This is a genomic window from Paraburkholderia sp. PREW-6R, from assembly GCF_039621805.1.
Taxonomy (GTDB): domain Bacteria; phylum Pseudomonadota; class Gammaproteobacteria; order Burkholderiales; family Burkholderiaceae; genus Paraburkholderia.
In genome coordinates this window covers 2,950,313-2,971,472 of sequence record NZ_CP155073.1, presented here as the reverse complement: position 1 = coordinate 2,971,472, position 21,160 = coordinate 2,950,313, and the positions used below count along the sequence as shown (strand labels likewise).

General features: G+C 62.5%; 19 protein-coding genes. 15 read left to right on the top strand and 4 right to left on the bottom strand.

The genetic code is table 11. From position 1 onward, the window contains the following. The 11 genes from mraY to lpxC all read left to right on the top strand — a co-directional run bounded on the left by mraY (nucleotide 1) and on the right by lpxC (nucleotide 12,832). Nucleotides 1-1,170 (top strand): phospho-N-acetylmuramoyl-pentapeptide-transferase, encoded by a 1,170-nt coding sequence (gene mraY / locus AAGS40_RS13030; RefSeq protein ID WP_345811853.1) that lies wholly within the window; start codon nucleotides 1-3, stop codon nucleotides 1,168-1,170. Between the two features lie 26 nt (nucleotides 1,171-1,196). Continuing rightward, the gene (gene murD / locus AAGS40_RS13025) at nucleotides 1,197-2,711 is read left to right on the top strand and encodes a UDP-N-acetylmuramoyl-L-alanine--D-glutamate ligase (RefSeq protein WP_345811851.1); all 1,515 of its coding nucleotides are present in this window, start codon (nucleotides 1,197-1,199) and stop codon (nucleotides 2,709-2,711) included. Then, nucleotides 2,708-3,985 (top strand): putative lipid II flippase FtsW, encoded by a 1,278-nt coding sequence (ftsW, locus tag AAGS40_RS13020; RefSeq protein WP_345811849.1) that lies wholly within the window; start codon nucleotides 2,708-2,710, stop codon nucleotides 3,983-3,985. The genes murD and ftsW overlap by 4 nt, the downstream gene beginning before the upstream one ends. Next, nucleotides 3,982-5,112, top strand: coding sequence for an undecaprenyldiphospho-muramoylpentapeptide beta-N-acetylglucosaminyltransferase (gene murG, locus AAGS40_RS13015; RefSeq protein ID WP_345811848.1), 1,131 nt, complete (start codon nucleotides 3,982-3,984; stop codon nucleotides 5,110-5,112). Before ftsW ends, murG begins: the two co-directional genes overlap by 4 nt. Continuing rightward, a complete protein-coding gene (gene murC, locus AAGS40_RS13010) occupies nucleotides 5,109-6,512 on the top strand; it encodes a UDP-N-acetylmuramate--L-alanine ligase (RefSeq protein ID WP_345811847.1) in 1,404 nt (467 codons plus the stop codon). Before murG ends, murC begins: the two co-directional genes overlap by 4 nt. 1 nt (nucleotide 6,513) lies before the next feature. Continuing rightward, nucleotides 6,514-7,455: a D-alanine--D-alanine ligase gene (locus AAGS40_RS13005; protein WP_345811846.1), complete on the top strand. Its 942-nt coding sequence runs from the start codon at nucleotides 6,514-6,516 to the stop codon at nucleotides 7,453-7,455. Between the two features lie 24 nt (nucleotides 7,456-7,479). Next, entirely contained in the window at nucleotides 7,480-8,232 is a 753-nt protein-coding gene (locus AAGS40_RS13000; protein ID WP_345811845.1) for a cell division protein FtsQ/DivIB, read from the top strand. 27 nt (nucleotides 8,233-8,259) lie between these two features. Further along, nucleotides 8,260-9,492, top strand: coding sequence for a cell division protein FtsA (gene ftsA / locus AAGS40_RS12995; RefSeq protein WP_007180311.1), 1,233 nt, complete (start codon nucleotides 8,260-8,262; stop codon nucleotides 9,490-9,492). Between the two features lie 170 nt (nucleotides 9,493-9,662). After that, a complete protein-coding gene (gene ftsZ, locus AAGS40_RS12990) occupies nucleotides 9,663-10,859 on the top strand; it encodes a cell division protein FtsZ (RefSeq protein ID WP_345811839.1) in 1,197 nt (398 codons plus the stop codon). A gap of 263 nt (nucleotides 10,860-11,122) precedes the next feature. Further along, on the top strand, nucleotides 11,123-11,626 hold the full coding sequence (locus AAGS40_RS12985) for a peroxiredoxin (RefSeq protein ID WP_345811838.1): 504 nt from the start codon (nucleotides 11,123-11,125) through the stop codon (nucleotides 11,624-11,626). Nucleotides 11,627-11,914: 288 nt separating this feature from the next. Continuing rightward, nucleotides 11,915-12,832 (top strand): UDP-3-O-acyl-N-acetylglucosamine deacetylase, encoded by a 918-nt coding sequence (lpxC, locus tag AAGS40_RS12980; RefSeq protein ID WP_345811837.1) that lies wholly within the window; start codon nucleotides 11,915-11,917, stop codon nucleotides 12,830-12,832. Nucleotides 12,833-12,912: 80 nt separating this feature from the next. On the opposite strand, the gene AAGS40_RS12975 is transcribed toward lpxC, so the two are convergent. Continuing rightward, nucleotides 12,913-13,398 carry a DciA family protein gene (locus tag AAGS40_RS12975; protein WP_345811836.1) on the bottom strand — a complete coding sequence of 162 codons (486 nt, stop codon included), beginning with the start codon at nucleotides 13,396-13,398 and terminating at the stop codon, nucleotides 12,913-12,915. 291 nt (nucleotides 13,399-13,689) lie between these two features. Here AAGS40_RS12975 and secA point away from each other — a divergent pair, with 291 nt between their 5' ends. From secA to mutT, 4 genes are all read left to right on the top strand, one after another. Then, complete coding sequence (gene secA / locus AAGS40_RS12970; protein ID WP_345811835.1) at nucleotides 13,690-16,506, top strand: preprotein translocase subunit SecA; 2,817 nt, start codon at nucleotides 13,690-13,692, stop codon at nucleotides 16,504-16,506. Between the two features lie 149 nt (nucleotides 16,507-16,655). Then, on the top strand, nucleotides 16,656-17,897 hold the full coding sequence (argJ, locus tag AAGS40_RS12965; protein WP_345811834.1) for a bifunctional glutamate N-acetyltransferase/amino-acid acetyltransferase ArgJ: 1,242 nt from the start codon (nucleotides 16,656-16,658) through the stop codon (nucleotides 17,895-17,897). A 41-nt stretch (nucleotides 17,898-17,938) separates the two neighbouring features. Beyond that, nucleotides 17,939-18,820: an ATP-binding protein gene (locus AAGS40_RS12960; protein WP_345811833.1), complete on the top strand. Its 882-nt coding sequence runs from the start codon at nucleotides 17,939-17,941 to the stop codon at nucleotides 18,818-18,820. Then, a complete protein-coding gene (gene mutT / locus AAGS40_RS12955; protein WP_345811832.1) occupies nucleotides 18,817-19,239 on the top strand; it encodes an 8-oxo-dGTP diphosphatase MutT in 423 nt (140 codons plus the stop codon). The genes AAGS40_RS12960 and mutT overlap by 4 nt, the downstream gene beginning before the upstream one ends. Nucleotides 19,240-19,254: 15 nt before the next feature. On the opposite strand, the gene yacG is transcribed toward mutT, so the two are convergent. The 3 genes from yacG to coaE form a co-directional block, all read right to left on the bottom strand. Continuing rightward, nucleotides 19,255-19,452 carry a DNA gyrase inhibitor YacG gene (gene yacG, locus AAGS40_RS12950; protein ID WP_345811831.1) on the bottom strand — a complete coding sequence of 66 codons (198 nt, stop codon included), beginning with the start codon at nucleotides 19,450-19,452 and terminating at the stop codon, nucleotides 19,255-19,257. Nucleotides 19,453-19,586: 134 nt separating this feature from the next. After that, the gene (zapD, locus tag AAGS40_RS12945) at nucleotides 19,587-20,342 is read right to left on the bottom strand and encodes a cell division protein ZapD (protein ID WP_345811830.1); all 756 of its coding nucleotides are present in this window, start codon (nucleotides 20,340-20,342) and stop codon (nucleotides 19,587-19,589) included. A 212-nt stretch (nucleotides 20,343-20,554) separates the two neighbouring features. Continuing rightward, nucleotides 20,555-21,157, bottom strand: coding sequence for a dephospho-CoA kinase (coaE, locus tag AAGS40_RS12940; RefSeq protein ID WP_345811829.1), 603 nt, complete (start codon nucleotides 21,155-21,157; stop codon nucleotides 20,555-20,557). Nucleotides 21,158-21,160 lie beyond the last annotated feature (3 nt).

The window sequence follows — 21,160 nt, the reverse complement described above, 5'->3', positions numbered from 1 at the left end:
ATGCTACTGGCGCTGGCGCAATGGCTGCAGAATGACGCAAGCTTCTTGCGCGTGTTCAGTTATCTGACTTTCCGTGCGGTGATGGCCACCATCACCGCACTGCTGATCGGGCTCGTCTGCGGCCCGGCGGTGATTCGCAAGCTGACCGCGATGAAGGTCGGCCAGGCCGTCCGTAAAGACGGTCCGCAGTCGCACCTCGTGAAGTCGGGCACGCCGACCATGGGCGGCGTGCTGATTCTGCTCGGCATCGCAGTGGCCACGCTGCTGTGGGCCGATCTGACCAACCGCTTCATCTGGATCGTTATTCTCGTCACGTTCGGTTTCGGCGTGATCGGCTGGGTCGACGATTACCGCAAGGTGGTCTACAAGGACCCGCGCGGCATGTCGTCGCGTGAAAAGTATTTCTGGCAGTCGGTAATCGGCCTCTTCGCCGCGGTGTATCTCGCGTTCAGCGTGTCCGAAGCGAGCAACGTGCGTGTCTTCGATCTGTTCATGGCATGGGTGAAAAGCGGGCTGTCGATGGGCCTGCCCGCACGCGCCGACCTGATGTTGCCGTTCGTGAAGTCGATCAGCTATCCGCTCGGCGTGTGGGGCTTCATCGTGCTCACGTATCTGGTGATCGTCGGTGCGAGCAATGCGGTCAATCTCACGGACGGTCTCGACGGTCTCGTGATCATGCCGGTCGTGCTGGTCGGTTCGTCGCTCGGCGTGTTCGCGTATGTGATGGGCAGCTCGGTCTACTCGAAATACCTGCTGTTTCCGCATATCGCCGGCGCGGGCGAACTGCTCATTTTCTGCTCCGCAATGGGCGGCGCCGGGCTCGCCTTCCTCTGGTACAACACGCACCCCGCGCAGATGTTCATGGGCGACGTCGGCGCGCTTGCGCTCGGCGGCGCGCTCGGCACGGTCGCCGTGATCGTGCGGCAGGAAATCGTGCTGTTCATCATGGGCGGCATTTTCGTTGCCGAAACGCTTTCCGTGATGATGCAGGTCACGTGGTTCAAATTCACCAAGCGCCGTTTCGGCGAAGGCCGGCGTCTCTTCAAGATGGCGCCGCTGCATCACCATTTCGAATTGTCAGGGTGGAAAGAGACGCAGGTCGTCGTGCGTTTCTGGATCATCACGCTGATGCTGTGTCTCTTTGGTTTGTCCACGCTCAAATTGCGTTAAGCAACAGGTATTAAAGGAAGCAGGCGATGTTCGGCGAGAAGTTTCGGGATCGGCAAAAGCCGATGGTGCTCGTGCTGGGACTGGGTGAATCCGGTCTCGCCATGGCGCGCTGGTGCGCGCGGCACGGCTGTCGGCTGCGTGTGGCCGACACGCGTGAAGTGCCGCCGAGCCTGTCCGCACTGCAAGCGCACCGCGTCGACGCCGATTTCGTCGGCGGCCCGTTTTCGCCGGTGCTGCTCGAAGGGGTAGATCTCGTGGCGATCAGCCCGGGTCTGTCGCCGCTCGCGGCCGACCTGCTGCCGCTGATCTCCGCGGCCAGAGAGCAGGGCATTCCGGTGTGGGGCGAACTCGAACTGTTTTCTCAAGCGCTGAGCGCTTTGGGCGAAAGCGGCTACGCGCCGAAAGTCGTGGCGATCACGGGCACCAACGGCAAGACCACGACGACGAGCCTCACCGGCTTGCTGTGCGAGCGCGCCGGCAAGACGGTCGCGGTGGCGGGCAACATCAGCCCGTCGCTGCTCGACAAACTCATGGAAGCAATCGACACCACCGCGCTGCCCGACGTCTGGGTGCTGGAACTGTCGAGCTTCCAGCTTGAAACGGCGCACACGTTCGAACCGGACGCCGCCGCGGTGCTGAACATCACGCAGGATCACCTCGACTGGCATGGCGGCCTCGACGCTTACGCCGCCGCGAAGGGCCGCATCTTCGGACCGCAGACCGTGCGCGTGCTCAATCGTGACGACTCGCGTGTGATGGCGCTGGCGCCGTCGGAGTCGAGTGACGCCGAAATGATCACGTTCGGCGTGACCGAGCCGAAGAACGACGGCGACTATGGTCTGCTGCGCGATAACGGGATGGTCTGGCTGGTCGAGGCACACGACCGTGACGCGAACGACGAGCCGAAGCCGAAGCGCCGTCGCAAGAACGACACGGTGACGCCGCCGGACATTGCGCTCAAACGGCTGATGCCCGCAGACGCTTTGCGCATTCGCGGATTGCACAACGCCGCGAACGCGCTGGCCTCGTATGCGCTCGCGCGTGCGATCGGCCTGCCCGGCGCGCCACTGCTGCACGGCTTGCGTGAGTATCGGGGCGAGCCGCATCGCGTGGAACTGATCGCGTCGATCGAAGGCATCGATTATGTGGACGACAGCAAGGGCACCAACGTCGGCGCGACCGTTGCCGCGCTGGACGGTCTCGCACAGCGCGTCGTGCTGATCGCGGGCGGCGATGGCAAGGGCCAGGCATTCGAGCCGCTCGCCGCGCCGGTCACGCGCTGGTGCCGCGCGGTGATGCTGATCGGCCGCGACGCGCCGCAGATTCGCGCCGCGCTGGAGCACACCGGCATTGCGATGACCGAGCACACCACGCTCGAAGACGCCACGCGCGCGGCCACTGCGCTCGCCGAACCGGGCGACGCCGTGCTGCTGTCGCCGGCCTGCGCGAGCTTTGACATGTTCAAGGGTTACGCCCACCGCGCGGAAGTGTTCCGCGGCACGGTGGAAGAGATCGCGGCCGAACGGGGGACAATAATATGAGCTGGTCGGAACGTTTCGGTTCACGTGAGGCCGCTGCTGGCGACGCAGCCGGTGCGGGCGGCGCGGCGCGCGGGTCCAGCCGCTCCGGCGGCAGCGGGCTGGCGAGCGCCGTCAACGGCGTGCGCCCGCTGCGTTCGCGGATGCTCGATTACGATCACTCGCTGCTGTGGGTGGTCGTCGCGCTGCTGGGTCTTGGCGTCGTGATGGTGTATTCGGCGTCCATTGCGATGCCGGATTCGCCGAAGTACGCGTCGTATCGCGACTACGCTTTCCTGCTGCGCCAGATCATCTTCGTGGTGATGGGCGCGGTGATCGGCGTCGTGTCGTTCCGCATTCCCATTTCGACGTGGGACAAGTATGCGCCCAAGCTGTTCCTGATCGCGCTCGCCGCGCTGGTGGTCGTGCTGATTCCCCACGTCGGCAAGGGCGTGAACGGCGCGCGCCGCTGGATTCCGCTCGGCATCACGAACATGCAGCCGTCGGAAATCATGAAGCTCGCGGTGACGATTTACGCCGCGAACTACACCGTGCGCAAACAGGAATACATGCACAGCTTCGCCAAGGGCTTTCTGCCCATGGCGGTTGCCGTGGGTCTCGTCGGCGCGTTGCTGCTGCTCGAGCCGGATATGGGCGCCTTCATGGTGATCGCCGCCATCGCGATGGGCGTGCTGTTCCTCGGCGGCGTGAACGGCAAACTGTTCGGCGGCCTGGTAGCGACGGCGGTCGGCACGTTCAGCCTGCTGGTGTGGGCGTCGCCGTGGCGTCGCGAGCGGATCTTCGCGTATCTCGATCCGTGGGATGACCGCTATGCGCAAGGCAAGGCTTACCAGTTGACCCATTCGCTGATCGCATTCGGTCGCGGCGAGTGGTTCGGTGTGGGCCTCGGCGGCAGCGTCGAAAAACTCAACTATCTGCCGGAAGCGCACACCGACTTCATCCTCGCGGTGATCGGTGAGGAACTCGGTTTTGTCGGCGTGCTCGTGGTGATCCTGATGTTTTACTGGATCGTGCGCCGTTCGTTCGAGATCGGCCGTCAGGCACTCGCACTCGACCGCACGTTTGCGGGTCTCGTCGCGAAGGGCGTCGGCATCTGGTTCGGTGCGCAGACCTTCATCAACATGGGCGTGAACCTCGGTTTGCTGCCGACCAAGGGGCTGACACTGCCGCTCGTCAGCTATGGCGGCTCGGGTATTTTGCTGAACTGCGTCGCCGTGGCCGTTTTGATGCGTGTGGATTACGAGAACAGGGTGTTGATGCGCGGAGGGAAAGTATGACCGTTCTGCCGCAACGCACGCTGATGGTGATGGCCGGTGGCACCGGGGGGCATGTGTTCCCGGGGCTCGCGGTCGCTCACCTGATGCAGGCGTGGGGCTGGAAGGTCGTATGGCTCGGCAATCCCGCCGGCATGGAAGCGACGCTCGTGCCGAAGCACGGCATCCCGATGGAATACGTGCGTTTTGGCGGCGTGCGCGGCAAGGGCATCACGACGAAGCTGATGCTGCCGCTCAATCTGCTGCGTGCGTGCACGCAAAGTCTGAGCGTGCTGCGTCGCGTGAAGCCGGACGTCGTGCTCGGCATGGGTGGGTACATCACTTTCCCGGCTGGTCTGATGACCGCGTTGAGCGGCCGTCCGCTGGTTTTGCATGAACAGAATTCAATTGCGGGCCTCGCCAACAAGGTGCTTGCGAAGCTCGCCAAACGCGTGCTCGTTGCGTTCCCGAATGCACTGCCGCACGGCGAATGGACCGGAAACCCGATTCGTGAGGAACTTGCGCGCGCAATCGCACCCAAAGCACGCTACGCCCAACGCAGCGGTCCACTGAATGTGCTCGTGGTGGGCGGCAGTCTGGGCGCGGCTGCGTTAAACGAAGTGGTGCCGCGCGCAGTCGCGCTGCTTGCGCCGAACGAACGTCCGCGCATCGTGCATCAGGCGGGCGCGAAGCACATCGACGCGCTGCGCGAGAACTACGCGGCAGCCGGTTTGCAAACGGGTGAGCATGAACAGACGAGCGTGGAACTCGTGCCGTTCATCGACGACATGACGAGCGCCTACGCGAACGCCGACCTGGTGATCTGCCGCTCGGGCGCGATGACGGTGTCGGAGATTTCGGCGGTCGGCGTGGCGGCGTTTTTCGTGCCGTTCCCCTATGCCGTAGACGATCACCAGACAACCAATGCAGCGTTTCTCGCCGACAACGGCGCGGCGCTGGTCGTGCAGCAACGCGATCTGTCGGCGCACATGCTCGCCGACTGGTTGCGCAGCCAGACGCGGGAGACGCTGGCGGAGATGGCGGAGCGTTCGCGCTCGCTCGCGAAACCCGACGCCACGCAGCAGGTCGCGCAGATCTGCGCAAGCGTGGCGGGTTCGAATTCGGGCGCGAGCCCAGAAGGAAAGCAATGAAACATATCGTCAAACATATTCACTTTGTCGGCATCGGCGGTGTCGGCATGAGCGGCATCGCGGAGGTGCTGGTCAATCTCGGCTATCAGGTGAGCGGCTCGGATCTGTCGAGCAACGCGGTGACTGATCGCCTCGCCACGCTCGGCGCGCGGATCGCGATCGGTCACGCGGCGGAAAACATTGAAGGCGCCAACGCCGTGGTGGTGTCCACGGCCGTGCGCAGCGACAACCCGGAAGTGCTGGCGGCGCGCCATCGCCGCATTCCGATCGTGCCGCGTGCGGTGATGCTCGCGGAACTGATGCGCCTGAAGCAGGGCATCGCGATTGCCGGCACGCATGGCAAAACCACGACGACTTCGCTGGTCGCGAGTGTGCTCGCCGCGGGCGGACTCGATCCGACTTTTGTGATCGGCGGCCGGCTGATCAGCGCGGGTGCGAATGCGCGGCTCGGCACGGGCGATTTCATCGTCGCGGAGGCGGACGAGTCGGATGCGTCGTTCCTGAACCTGTTTCCGGTGATCGAAGTCATCACGAATATCGACGCGGATCACATGGACACGTACGGTCACGATTTCGCGCGACTCAAGCAGGCGTTCATCGAATTCACGCACCGTCTGCCGTTTTATGGCATTGCCGTGCTGTGTGTCGATGATCCGAACGTGAAGGAGATCCTGCCGTTCGTGTCGAAGCCCATCATTCGCTATGGCTTTGCGCCGGATGCCCAGGTGCGCGCGGTCAACGTAAAAGCGCATGGCGGCAAGATGCATTTCACGGCCATGCGCGAAGACGCGGCGGCGCTCGACATCGTGTTGAACCTGCCCGGCGAACACAATGTGCAGAATGCTTTGGCCGCTATTGCGATTGCGACTGAACTTGAAGTGAAAGATGCCGATATCCAGCGAGCGCTGGCGGATTTCAACGGTGTCGGCCGACGCTTCCAACGCTACGGCGAAGTGCCGGTCGTCTCCGAAGGCCGCGCCGCGGGCGAGTACACGCTGGTCGACGATTACGGTCATCACCCGGTCGAAATGGCGGCCACGATTGCGGCGGCGCGCGGCGCATTCCCGGGCCGGCGTCTCGTGCTCGCGTTCCAGCCGCACCGCTTCACGCGCACGCGCGATTGCTTCGAAGATTTCGTGAAAGTACTGTCGACGGTAGACGCGCTCGTGCTGACCGAAGTCTATTCGGCCGGTGAAGCGCCGATCGTCGCCGCAGACGGCCGCGCGATGGCGCGAGCGTTGCGCGTGGCGGCCAAGGTCGAGCCGGTGTTCGTCGATACGGTGGATGAAGTGCCGGACGCGCTTGCAGCAATCGTGCGCGATGGCGATGTGGTGATTACGATGGGTGCGGGTTCGATCGGCGGCGTGCCGGGTCGTCTCGCGCAGGAAAACAAGGTGTGAGATGAGCAGTATCGACCCGAAACGATTTGGCAAGGTAGCCGTACTGCTCGGCGGCGAGTCCGCTGAGCGCGAGGTGTCGCTCACGTCCGGCCGCCTGGTGCTGCAGGGATTGCGCGACGCCGGTATCGACGCGCATCCGTTCGATCCGTCCGAGCGTCCGCTCGCCGACCTGAAAGCGGAAGGCTTCGACCGCGCGTTTATCGCGTTGCATGGCGGCTATGGCGAAAACGGCCAGATTCAGGGGGCGCTCGACTTTTACGGCATCAGATACAACGGCAGCGGCGTACTCGGCTCGGCGCTCGGGCTCGATAAATTCCGCACCAAGCTCGTGTGGCAGCAACTCGGTATCCCCACGCCGCCGTTCGAGGCTGTAATGCGCGGCGACGACTATGAAGCGCGCTCGAAAGAGATCGTCGCAAAGCTCGGCTTGCCGCTTTTCGTGAAGCCGGCAAGCGAAGGGTCGAGCGTCGCGGTGATCAAGGTCAAGAGCGCCGACGCGTTGCCGGCGGCGCTGATCGAAGCAGTCCAATACGACAGGATCGTCGTGGTGGAAAAGAGCATTGAAGGCGGTGGCGAATACACGGCGTGCATTGCGGGCGATCTCGATCTGCCGGTGATCCGCATCGTGCCGGCCGGCGAGTTCTACGACTACCACGCGAAGTACATCGCCAACGACACGCAGTACCTGATCCCGTGCGGTCTCGCGCCGGAAGAGGAAACGCGGTTGAAGGCGCTGGCGCGTCGCGCATTCGACGTGCTCGGCTGCACCGACTGGGGCCGCGCCGATTTCATGCTCGATGCGCAAGGCAACGCGTATTTTCTCGAAGTGAACACGGCGCCTGGCATGACCGATCACTCGCTGCCGCCGAAAGCGGCGCGTGCGGTGGGGATCAGCTATCAGGATCTGGTTGTCAGCGTATTGGCGCTGACGTTGAAGGACTAACCGGGGCGACCCGAAAGCAACACCATGTGGAACAACGTTCGCCAGCTCAATTTCGCCGCCAACGCACTGCATGCGTTGCTGGTGCTCGCGCTGCTGGCGGCAGGCGGTTACTGGCTGATTCAGCGGCCGAATTTCGCACTGCGCGAAATCCAGATCGACGGCGATACGGAGCACATCAATTCGCCCACGGTGCGCGCGGGTGTGGTCGGCCGCCTGAAGGGCAATTTTTTTACGGTGGATCTCGACGTCGCGCGCCAGGCGTTCGAGCAGATGCCGTGGGTGCGTCACGCCAGTGTGCGGCGAGTCTGGCCGAACGCGCTGGCTGTCACGCTGGAGGAGTACAAACCGCTGGGAACTTGGGGCAGTGATCAGCTCGTGAGCGTGGACGGCGATCTGTTCACCGCCAATCAGGGCGAGCTCGATCAGGAACTGCCCGCGTTCGATGGACCGGACGGCACGGCCAAAGAAGTCGTCGCGCGCTATCACGATTTCCAGAAGTGGTTTGCGCCGCTCGGCGCGACGCCGGAAGAAGTCACGCTGTCGGCGCGTTATGCGTGGACGGTGAAGCTGTCGAATGGTACGCAGGTTGAACTTGGCCGCGAACGCAATCAGGACACGCTGCTCGATCGCAGCAAACGTCTGACGGCGGCGTGGGGCGCAGTGACGCAACGTTGGGGAAAGGATATCGAGTATGCGGACTTGCGCTATCCGAACGGTTTCGCGATTCGTGCCGCTGGCATGCGCTTTATCAGCGAACCCGACAAAGGCAAGAAGTAAACGGACATCACACGCAATGAGCACGCTATGAGTAAAGACTATAAAGATCTGCTGGTCGCCCTCGACATCGGGACGTCGAAGGTCGTGGCCATTGTCGCCGAGTTGAAGGGCGAGGGTCACTACGAGGTGATCGGCCTCGGCCAGAGCGAATCGAAGGGGCTCAAAAAAGGCGTCGTGGTGAACATCGAGGCCACCGTGCAGTCTATTCAGCGCGCGCTCGAAGAAGCCGAGTTGATGGCCGACTGCAAGATCACGAATGTATTCACCGGAATCGCCGGCAGCCATATCCGCAGCTTCAATTCGAGCGGCATGGTGGCGATCAAGGAGAAAGAGGTCACGCAAACGGACGTGGCGCGCGTGATCGAAACGGCGAAGGCGATCAACATCCCAACCGATCAGCAGGTGCTGCACATCCTGACGCAGGAATTCATCATCGACGGTCAGGAAGATGTGCGCGAGCCGATCGGCATGAGCGGCATCCGGCTGGAAGTGAAGGTGCATATCGTCACCGGCGCGGTGAGCGCGGCGCAGAACATCGTGAAGTGCGTGCGCCGTTGCGGGCTCGAAGTGAACGACCTGATTCTGCAGCCGCTCGCGTCGTCGCTCGCGGTATTGACAGAAGACGAAAAGGAACTCGGCGTGGTGCTGGTCGATATCGGTGGCGGCACGACAGATATTGCGATTTTCAGCGAAGGCGCGATTCGTCACACGGCGGTGATTCCGATCGCGGGCGACCAGATCACGAGCGACATCGCCATGGCGCTGCGCACGCCGACGCCGGACGCGGAAGACATCAAGGTGGACTACGGCATCGCCAAACAGGCGCTGGCCGATCCGGACGAAATGATCGAAGTGCCGGGTCTCGGCGAACGCGGTCCGCGCACGTTATCGCGCCAGGCGCTGGCGGCGGTGGTCGAGCCGCGCGTCGAAGAGCTGTTTTCACTCGTGCAGCAGGTGGTGCGCGAGTCGGGTTACGAGGAACTGCTGAGTTCCGGCGTGGTGCTGACAGGCGGCGCGTCGATGATGCTCGGCATGGTCGAGCTGGGCGAGGACATTTTCCTGAAGCCGGTGCGTATCGGTGTGCCCGAGTACGCAGGCGGTCTCGCCGACGTCGTGCGCAACCCGCGCTATTCGACGGCAATGGGCCTGCTCGTCGAAGGACGCTCGCAGCGCATGCGTGGCCGCAAGGTCGCGGTGCAGTCGGGCTCGATGGGCCAGGTGTTCACGCGCATGAAGGACTGGTTCCTCGGCAACTTCTGACGCATCCATTTTTGCTTTTGCTTTTTGCTTTTGCTTGTGCGGTTGGCTGTTGCAGCACGGTTTGAAAAATACGCGTTGGTGCCGGCGGCTGGCGCGCGACGGGAGGTTGCCCGATCTCCTGCCGAATAACGGCCGAAGTGGCTGTAATTTTTTATCTTGACGGAGGCAACATGGAATTCCAGATGCTGGAAACCGAAACGAACGGCACCATCATCAAGGTGGTCGGAGTAGGTGGCGCTGGCGGCAATGCCGTGCAGCACATGATCAACAAAGGCGTGCAAGGCGTCGATTTCATCGTGATGAACACGGACGCGCAGGCTCTGTCGCGTTCGCGCGCCACGGCGGTGATCCAGTTGGGCAACACGGGTTTGGGCGCTGGCGCCAAGCCGGAAATGGGCCGCGCAGCAGCGGAAGAAGCACGTGAGCGCATCGCCGACGCACTGCGCGGCGCGCACATGGTCTTCATCACCGCCGGCATGGGCGGCGGCACGGGCACGGGCGCAGCACCCGTGGTCGCGCAGATCGCCAAGGAAATGGGCATTCTGACCGTTGGCGTGGTCAGCAAGCCTTTCGAATTCGAAGGCGGCAAGCGCATGCGCGTGGCAGAAGCCGGTTCGCAGCAACTGGAGGATCACGTCGACTCGCTGATCGTCGTCCTGAACGACAAGCTGTTCGAGGTGATGGGCGACGACGCCGAGATGGACAAGTGCTTCCAGTGCGCAGACGACGTTCTGAACAACGCAGTTGCCGGCATCGCGGAAATCATCAACGTCGACGGTCTGGTGAACGTCGACTTTGAAGACGTGAAGACGGTCATGGGCGAGCAGGGCAAGGCGATGATGGGCACGGCGACGGTGGCCGGTGTCGATCGCGCGCGTCTCGCGGCCGAGCAGGCTGTCGCCAGCCCGCTGCTGGAAGGTGTGGATCTGTCGGGCGCGCGTGGCGTGCTGGTGAACATCACGTCGAGCCGTTCGCTGCGTCTGTCGGAAACGCGCGAAGTGATGAACACGATCAAGAGCTACGCTGCAGAAGACGCAACGGTCATCTTCGGCGCGGTGTACGACGATGCAATGGGCGATGCGCTGCGCGTGACGGTCGTGGCAACGGGTCTGGGCCGCGCGGCGAAGAAGCAGCAGTCGGCGCCGATGACGCTGCTGCGCACCGGCACGGACAACCAGCCGGTCGGCACGATGCAACATGGCTCGTATGCACCGCAACAGGCGAACACGGCGGATTACGGCGCGCTGGATACACCGGCTGTGTGGCGCACGTCGCGTGATACGGCGGCTTCGCACGTGCAGGCGCTGCAGGAAAAGGGCGTCGATACGTACGACATTCCGGCGTTCCTGCGCAAGCAGGCGGACTGAGCGCACGGGGCAGGCTTTCGTTGCCGCGCGGTTTTGTCACGCGCTGGCGGACGAATGCACGAGCGTGGTGGGTGAACGGCGAACAAGTCGCGTATTGTCAAAAATTCGCGACAAGGACAGGTGCCCTCTTCGATTCGCGAAGCGGATTGGGCCATTGTCGCCGGCTGGCGGCGCCCTGAAAGGAGTTACGCAAGGCGGCGCGCCAATTTCACTGCGACACGACGACGTGCGAGCGTGCTTCGCATCGATGCAAAGGACTGAGCATGATTCAGGCAGGTGAAAAGCTACCCGACGCTACGATTTTCGAATTTGTCGAAGACGAGCGGGCGGGCTGCACGCTGGGGCCGAACAGCTTCAGCGTGCTCGAGCAGACGGCGGGCAAGCGCGTGGTGATTTTTGGATTGCCGGGCGCGTTCACGCCGACCTGTTCGGCCAAACATGTACCGGGCTATGTCGAGCATGCCGAGAAGTTGCGCGCTCTCGGCGTCGACGAAATCTGGTGCGTGTCCGTCAACGACGCGTTCGTAATGGGCGCGTGGGGACGCGATCAGCACGCCTCGGGCAAGGTGCGCATGATGGCGGACGGCAGTGCGGCTTTCACGCGAGCGCTTGGTCTGGAGCAGGATTTGTCGGCGCGTGGCATGGGAATCCGTTCCCAGCGTTACGCGATGGTGGTCGACGACGGCGTGGTCAAGACGTTGAACGTCGAGGCCGCCGGCAAATTCGAAGTCAGCGATGCAGCAAGTATTCTCGCCACGTTGAGCTAGTTACGGCGGGTCTCACGACCTTCGCAGCGGCAACGCGCAGCGCGCGTTGTGCGTCGGCAACGGTCGAGAAGACGCTTTTGTGACAGGCCGTTACGCGGGCCGACGACCGGAAACGCCTCCGTTCCGGGACGTCGGCCCGTCACGCTTTCCTGACGGGCGCCCATTGGGTAATGCAGCGAAACAGATTGATACGTTCCGCGCAACGACGCTCCTTAGGGTGATGGAGTATAATTCGTGCTATGGAATAAAAAGTCCCGATTGGGATTTTCAATCGAATAGAAGACCACCATGTTGAAGCAGCGCACTATCAAATCAATCGTCAAGACCGTCGGGATCGGCCTGCATTCCGGTCGCAAGGTCAACTTGACGCTTCGCCCCGCGGCGCCGGATACCGGCATCGTGTTTTCGCGCGTGGATCTGCCTACGCCGGTGGATATTACAGCGACGGCGATGGCGATTGGCGATACGCGGCTCGCTTCGGTGTTGCAGAAAGACGGCGCGCGCGTGTCCACCATCGAGCATCTGATGTCGGCATGCGCGGGCTTGGGCATCGACAACCTGTACGTGGATGTCACTGCCGAAGAAATTCCGATCATGGACGGCAGCGCGGGTTCGTTCGTGTTCCTGATCCAGTCGGCTGGCATTGAAGAGCAAGGCGCAGCGAAGAAGTTCATCAAGGTCACCAAGCCGGTCGAGATTCGCGATGGCGATAAACACGCGCGTCTTGACCCGTTTTTTGGTTTCAAACTGAAGTTCACGATTGATTTCCGTCACCCCGCCGTCGATAAAACCGGTCAGGCGCTGGAAGTGGATTTTGCCAATACGTCCTACGTGCGTGAAATCGCACGCGCCCGCACGTTCGGCTTCGCGCATGAAGTGGAAATGATGCGTGAACTGGGCCTGGCCCGCGGCGGCAGCATGGACAACGCGATCGTGCTGGACGAGTACCGCATTCTGAACAACGACGGTTTGCGTTACGACGACGAATTCGTGAAACACAAAATGCTCGACGCGATCGGCGATCTGTATGTAGTCGGCCATCCGCTGCTGGCGTCGTACACGGCGTACAAGTCGGGGCACGGGCTGAACAACGCGCTGCTGCGCGAACTGCTGGCCCACGAAGATGCGTACGAAATCGTCACGTTCGACGACACGCAAAAAGCGCCACGCGGTTTCGCGTTCGAGACGCAAACAGCATTTGCTTAAGATTCCGCCGACGTTTCGTGTGAAATTTCAGAAACGTGGGTAGATAACGAAAGCGGCCCTCAGGGCCGCTTTTTGTTTGTTCAGCGATTTTTCCGGTGCCGTGCCGCCATCTTCGCCAGCGCCTCCTGCAACGGCGACGGCGCGAGCGACTCGCTCAACTCGTGCAGCGCATTCACGCCAGCCGCAGACATGCGCGCCTGTTTCACCGGCGGTGGCGCTTTGGCCGGTTGCGGCCGCACGCGAATCCGCAGCGAGTTGACCGGCCAGCCGCGCTGCTGCAAATCCGACAGCAAACGCGGTTCGAGATGCCGCAGGCGCGCGGCAAGCGCATTGTGAGCGGCGAATAGCGCCAGCACGCCTTCCTTGATGAAGCCCGGCTCCACGCTGGAGCCCAGGTAGTCCGGCAACAATTCCCGCAGATCCTTTTCGAGCGCTGCGATCTGTTCGACGCCCGCGCGCAGCGCTGCAAACGCGTCGGTGCGACTGAGCACTTCAGCGAGCGGCTGCGGGCGGCGCGCGGTGAACTGTCTGGGCGGCGGCCTTGAAAAGGAAGGAAAACGGCTCATGTTTGATGGCATAGGCGTGTGCGCACCCAATGCGCGTCACGTTGCGATTGTACCGCGCGGGACGTAGGCGGACTCGCCCCTGTGCGCGCCCTTCGGTGGCGCCGCAATAGCCTCCGGACCCCCGGCAGTCGTCGCACCGCGGACACAGGCGCACGCGGGGGCGCGTGCTAAAATGCCCGATTCGAATTCACTCTTGGACTAAGCCGCCGAGGCCCTTCCGACCCCCGGAGCGCACGTGCATGAAACCGCACGCCGCTTCCCAGCCGAAGCCGCGACGCAGACACCGATCCGATGACCACCGGTTTTCTACAGAAGATTTTTGGCAGTCGCAACCAGCGGCTAGTCAAGCAATATCAAAAGACCGTCGCGGCGATCAATGCGCTCGAACCGCAGATCGAGCAATTGACGGACGATCAACTGCGCGCCAAAACGGGTGAATTCCGCCAGCGCGTGGCAAGCGGCGAGTCGCTCGACAAGCTGCTGCCCGAAGCCTTCGCGGTCTGTCGCGAGGCCAGCAAGCGGGTGCTGAAAATGCGCCACTTCGACGTGCAGCTGATCGGCGGCATGGTTCTGCACTACGGCAAAATCGGCGAAATGCGCACGGGTGAGGGTAAAACGCTGGTGGCTACGCTGCCGGTCTACCTGAATGCGTTGTCGGGCCGCGGCGTGCACGTCGTCACGGTGAACGACTATCTCGCGCAGCGCGACGCCGAATGGATGGCGCGTCTGTACAACTTCCTGGGCCTGTCGGTCGGTATCAACCTGTCGCAGATGGACCACGGCGCGAAGCAGGAAGCGTATGCCGCGGACATCACGTACGGTACGAACAACGAATTCGGCTTCGACTACCTGCGCGACAACATGGTCTACGAGACCGAAGCGCGCGTGCAACGAGCGCTGAATTTCGCGGTGGTCGACGAGGTCGACTCGATCCTGATCGACGAAGCGCGTACCCCGCTCATCATCTCCGGCCAGGCCGAAGATCACACCGAACTCTACGTGCGCATGAACGCGCTGCCGCCGCTGCTCGAACGCCAGATCGGCGAAGAAAAAGCGGACGGCACCGGCGTGGAAAAGCCGGGCGACTACACGCTGGACGAAAAAGGCCGCCAGGTATTCCTCACGGAGTCCGGCCACGAAAAGGCCGAGCGTCTGCTCGCCGAGTGGGGCCTGATCGGCGACGGTGAAAGCCTGTACGCGCCGCAAAACATCACGCTGATGCACCACGTGTACGCCGCGTTGCGCGCGCACACGCTGTTCCATAAAGACCAGCACTACGTCGTGCAGAACGGCGAAGTCATTATCGTCGACGAATTCACCGGCCGTTTGATGTCGGGTCGCCGCTGGTCGGACGGTTTGCATCAGGCGGTTGAGGCGAAGGAACACGTGAAGATCCAGAGCGAGAACCAGACACTCGCGTCGATCACGTTCCAGAACTACTTCCGGATGTATGCGAAGCTGGCCGGCATGACCGGCACGGCGGACACGGAAGCGTACGAATTCAACGAGATTTACGGTCTCGAAACGGTCGTGATCCCGACCAACCGTCCGCCGAAGCGGATCGACAAGCAGGATCAGATCTACAAGACGGCCAAGGAACGTTACGACGCGGTGATCCGCGACATCCGCGATTGCTACGAGCGCGGTCAGCCAGTGCTGGTCGGCACGACGTCGATCGAAAACTCCGAGTTGCTATCGCACCTGCTGAAGCAGGCCGGTTTGCCGCACGAAGTGCTGAACGCCAAGCAGCATGCGCGTGAAGCCGAAATCGTGGCCGAAGCCGGCCGTCCGAAGCGCATCACGATCGCCACGAACATGGCCGGTCGCGGCACGGACATCGTGCTGGGCGGCAACGCGGAAAAGCAGGCGTCGTTCATCGAACTCGACGAAACGATCGCCGAGGACGAAAAGAAACGCCGCATCCAGAAGCTGCACGACGAGTGGCAGGCTCTGCACGATCAGGTGAAGGCCGCCGGCGGCCTGCACATTATCGGCACCGAGCGTCACGAATCGCGCCGCATCGACAACCAGTTGCGCGGCCGTGCCGGCCGTCAGGGCGATCCGGGTTCGTCGCGTTTCTATCTGTCGCTGGAAGACCCGCTGCTGCGCATTTTCGCGGGCGACCGTGTGCGCGCGATCATGGACCGCCTGAAAATGCCGGAAGGCGAGGCGATCGAGGCGGGCATCGTGTCGCGTTCGATCGAATCGGCGCAGCGCAAAGTGGAAGCGCGCAACTTCGACATTCGCAAGCAGCTGCTCGAATACGACGACGTGTCGAACGACCAGCGCAAGGTGATCTACCAGCAGCGCAACGAATTGCTCGAAGCGAACGACATCACCGAAACCATCGGCGCAATGCGTCATGGCGTGATTGCGGATATCGTTCATCAGTTCGTGCCGGCGGGCAGCATCGAAGAGCAGTGGGATGTGCCCGAGCTCGAAGAAGTGCTGCGCAACGAATGGCAGCTCGATCTCGCGATCCAGGAAATGATCAACGAGTCGAACTCGATCAGCGCGGACGAGATTCTCGAAGCCGTCGAGGCCGCCGCGGACGAGGCTTATGAGGCGAAGGTCGAACTGGTCGGCCGCGAGTCGTTCAGCGCGTTCGAACGCTCGATCATGCTGCAAACGCTCGACCGCAGCTGGCGGGAACATCTGGCCGCGCTCGACCATCTGCGTCAGGGCATCCATTTGCGCGGCTATGCGCAAAAGAATCCGAAGCAGGAATACAAGCGCGAGGCTTTCGAACTGTTCGCCGCGATGCTCGACGCCGTCAAGCTCGAAGTCACGCGGGTGGTGATGAACGTGCAGATCCAGTCGCCGGAACAACTGGAACAGGCCGCCGAGCAACTCGAAGAGCAGGGCGGCCACCTCGAAAACGTCGAGTTCCGTCATGCCGAATTCGCCGAGGCTGCCGCAGCAGCACCGGCCGCCGTCGAAGCAGCCACGGCCGCCATGATTGGCGACGCAATGAGCCATGCTTCGTCGTCGCAAGCGGCGGTTGCTGCGAACGTCACGGCCGACAACGTGCCGAAGGTTGGGCGCAACGATCCGTGCCCGTGCGGCAGCGGCAAAAAGTACAAGCAGTGCCACGGCAAGATCGCGTAATGCCGAAGCCGGCGCGCTAATGGGCGCGCCGCTTCGTTTTACGCGCTGATTGTTGTTGATTTCGCGGTGGTTCGGCAGCACGCCTACGCCATCAGTTTCCGTATCCGCGATGCCGGCATCTGCCGGCATTTCTTCGACAGGTCGCGACCATGGCTGTCAATTTCCCTTCGATCGAACCCGCTCAACTCCACCCTGTCGCCGGCGTCACGCTCGGTTGGGCCGAGGCGAATATCCGCAAGCCGAACCGTAAAGACGTGCTGGTCATCTCCATCGACGAAAGCGCGACGGTAGGCGGCGTATTCACGCAGAACCGGTTCTGTGCGGCGCCGGTTACCGTGTGTCGCGAGAACCTGGAGCGCGTGCGCGCCGGCGGCAAGCCGGTTCGCGCGCTGGTGATCAACACGGGCAACGCCAACGCCGGCACGGGCGAGCCGGGCCTCGTGGCGGCGCGCGAAACCTGCGCAGAACTCGCGCGTCTCGTGGACATCGCGCCGGAACAGGTGCTGCCGTTTTCCACCGGCGTGATTCTCGAACCGCTGCCGGTCGACCGTCTGAAGGCTGGTCTGCCTGCCGCGCTGGCGAACCGCAAGGAAGCCAACTGGTACGACGCTGCGCAGGCGATCATGACCACGGACACTTTGCCCAAAGCCGCTTCGCGCGAGGTCACGATCGACGGCCACACCGTCACGCTTACCGGTATCAGCAAGGGCGCGGGCATGATCAAGCCGAACATGGCGACCATGCTCGGTTTCCTCGCGTTCGACGCCGCGGTCGCACAGCCGGTGCTCGACGCGCTGGTCAAGTACGTGGCGGATCGTTCGTTCAATTGCATCACGATCGATGGCGATACGTCGACCAACGATTCGTTCATCCTGATCGCGTCGGGTAAATCGAGCCTGCCTGCGATTACGTCCACCGATTCGCCCGCTTATGCAGCGCTGCGCGACGCGGTGACCGCGGTCGCCCAAAGCCTCGCACAACTGATCGTGCGCGACGGCGAAGGCGCGACCAAATTTATGACCGTGCAAGTGGAAGGCGGCGCGAACGTGGCCGAATGCCGCAAGATCGCTTATGCGATCGGGCATTCGCCGCTCGTCAAAACGGCTTTCTACGCATCGGACCCGAATCTTGGCCGCATCCTGGCGGCCATCGGCTATGCCGGCGTGGACGATCTCGACGTCGGCAAGATCGATCTATATCTGGACGACGTGCTGGTGGCTACTGCCGGCGGCCGCAATCCGGCCTACCGTGAAGAAGACGGCCAGCGCGTCATGAAGAAGAGCGAGATCGGCATTCGCGTCGTACTCGGCCGCGGCGACGAGCAAGCCACGATCTGGACTTGCGATCTGTCGCACGATTACGTGAGCATCAACGCCGACTATCGTTCGTAACCAGGTTCATTGCGCGGCCTGTGCGCCGCTTACCTAAAACCATGGACAAACTCGAACAGTTTTTGACCCGGGCAGAAGCCGTGCTCGTTCGCCTGGAGGCCATGCTTCCTCCTGCTGCACCGGAAATCGACTGGTCGGCCGCAGTGGCGTTCCGCTGGCGCAAGCGTCAGGGCCGCGGCTACCTGCAACCGGTACCGGCCATTTCGACGATCACGCTTGACGATTTGCAGAATATTGATCGTCAGAAAGGGCTGATCGAGCAGAACACGCGTCAATTCGTGCACAAACAGCCGGCCAACAATGTGCTGCTGACGGGTGCACGCGGTACGGGCAAATCGTCGCTCATCAAGGCCTGCCTGAATGCGTATGCGAAAGACGGCCTGCGCCTGATCGAAGTGGACAAGGACGATCTGCACGATCTCGGCGACATCGTCGACCTGATCGCGCAGCGGCCGGAGCGCTTCGTGGTGTTTTGCGACGACCTGTCTTTTGAAGACGGTGAGTCGGGTTACAAGGCGCTGAAGGTCGCGCTCGACGGCTCGATTGCCGCGCAGTCCGACAATGTGCTGATCTACGCCACGTCGAATCGCCGCCATTTGCTGCCCGAGTATATGAGCGACAACGAGACGTACAAGCACACGTCGGACGGCGAGATTCATCCTGGCGAACTGGTGGAAGAAAAGATTTCGCTGTCCGAGCGGTTCGGGCTGTGGGTTAGCTTCTACCCGTTCAAACAGGACGACTACCTGTCGATTATCGGCCACTGGCTGCGGCACTTCGGCTGCGACGACGCGGAAGTCGAGGCCGCCCGCGGCGACGCGCTGGTGTGGGCACTCGAACGCGGTTCGCGCTCGGGGCGAGTGGCGTGGCAATTCGCTCGCGACTGGTCCGGGCGCAAGACTTCGAGTTCGGCCCCCGCATGAGCGATGTCGAAACAAACGCGGCCGGTCGCAAGGTGACGCAAGTGGCCGTCGGCGTGCTGGTTCAGCCAGACGGGCGGTACCTGCTCGCGCAGCGTCCGGCTGGAAAGCCCTATGAGGGTTACTGGGAGTTTCCGGGCGGCAAGCTGGAAGCGGGCGAGTCGGTCGAGGCCGCGCTTGCTCGGGAACTGCACGAAGAACTTGGAATCGAGGTCAAGGCGAGCCACCTGTGGCACACGCTTGAGCACGATTATCCGCACGCTTACGTGCGGTTATTCTTCTGCAAGGTGACAGAGTGGATCGGCGAACCGCACGGCCGCGAAGGTCAGGCGTTTGTCTGGCAAAAGCTGCCGGCCGATGTCGAGCCGTTGTTGCCGGCCACCATTCCCGTGCTGGAATGGCTGGCAGCGGAGAAGAACTAGAAGCGGAGGCCGCGCTCAGTGCGGGTTGTGCTCGCCGGCCGGTCGCTCATCGGACGAGGCTTCCTGGTCGTTCCCGCCGATCTTGTATTTTTCGGCGGCCCAGGCGCCGAGATCGATCTGCTTGCAGCGATCCGAGCAAAAAGGGCGGAAGCGGCTTTCCGGAGTCCAGCGGACGTCCTTTCCGCAAGTAGGGCATTTGACGACGGTAGGCATACGGTCAGGCGGTCAATCGCAAGTAGAACAAGTAACGAATATAGGGGCGTTTTTGGCGGCTTCAAAGTCGCGGCCCCTCGATTCGTGCTGCCACGCGGAATGCAACCGACGTCACACGCGCGCCGATCGGCCCGCTACAGGCTGCAGAGCGTCAACTGGAAGGGCACGTCGACATCCACAGCGCGCGGACGCAGATCGCCGTCCTGCACCGTAAAACGCACCCACAGCATGTACTTGTTGGCGCTGGCTTCGGGGATGACCCGCAATTCAGGTGCCACGCGCACTTGCATCAATTGATACGAGCGGCCTGACAGCATCTGCTGGTAACTGCCTTGCATGGCCATGACCTTGGATGCCTGGCCTGACTCGCGCGCGAGACGCAATACGATAGTGGCCGCGTCGCGCAGCGGCAGCAACGGCGTAACCCACTTCGCAATGTCCTGCCGACGCTGGTCCGGATGCAGTTGTTGCCACGCATAATATGACGGCAGGTCGAATTTGCAGGTGCCGCCCGGAATGATCGCGCGGCTGCGAATACTCGCGAGCCACTCGTTTTCCGCAAGATGCTGGCCGGTTTTGCCCTGCATCTGCGACAGGCCCGCCAGCGTTTGTTCGATTTCGCCCAGCACCGCTTCGAGCGCGCTTTGCTCGATGCCCGGATTGCCGCGGAATGGCGCCAGCGTCTGCCGTTGACGCTCGAGCTCTTTCATCAGATCCGACTTCAGATCCGCGCGACCCGCAACCTCCGAGATCTCGAACAGCGTGGTCAGTGCGACGTGGTGTTCCCTGGCGTCTTCCTGAGTCAGAAAGAATGTGAAGCGCTCGAACAGGTCTTCGAGGCGCAATAGCGTCCGGATTCGCTCGTTGAAGGGATACTCGTAAAGGATCAAGCGGGCTCGCCTCGGGCGTGGTCGGTGACGGGAATGCAGAACATTCTAATGCCGTGAGACTACCCTAGCAATCACACACTTTTTCCGCGTGCTTTTGCAACTTTTCTGGTGTGTTTGGGGCGGTTTTCTCGCTGCATTCGGCTCTTAACCGTGCGTAAAGTTCAACCCGTTCTCGACGCTTCCCGATACGGCCGACGCGCTCTCCCGTGCCCTCACGCGCCCGCGAGCGCCAGATACGCGCTGTGTTGCGCGTCGACCTGCGCTCTGAGTGCGTCGAGCGGCGCGTCGTCGTTCTCGATGACGTCGTCGGCTGCGGCAAGGCGTGCTTCCCGGGTCGCCTGCCGGGCAATGATTGCGAGCACCTGTTCGCGGCTAAAGCCATTGCGTTTCATCACGCGCTCAACCTGCGTCCCGACGCTGCAATCCACGGTCAAGACGCGGTCCACACGATTTTTCCAACTGCCCGACTCCACGAGCAACGGTACCACGACGATCACATACGGACCTTGGGCTTCCCGTTGCTCGCGCTCGGTCTCCGCCCGAATCAGCGGATGGGTGATGCTTTCGAGGCGCTTGCGCGCGGTCTCGTCGCTGAAGACGAGGGTTCGCATGCGGGCGCGGTCCAGTGAGCCGTCGGGCGCGACGAATTCAGCGCCGAATTCCGCGGCGATCTGCGGCATTGCAATGCCGTGCGGCGCGGTTACGCGATGTGCGATCAGATCAGCGTCGACGAGCGGTACGCCATGCGCGGCGAACAGATCGGCGACGGTGGATTTGCCGCTGCCGATGCCGCCTGTCAGTCCCACAGCAAACATGCG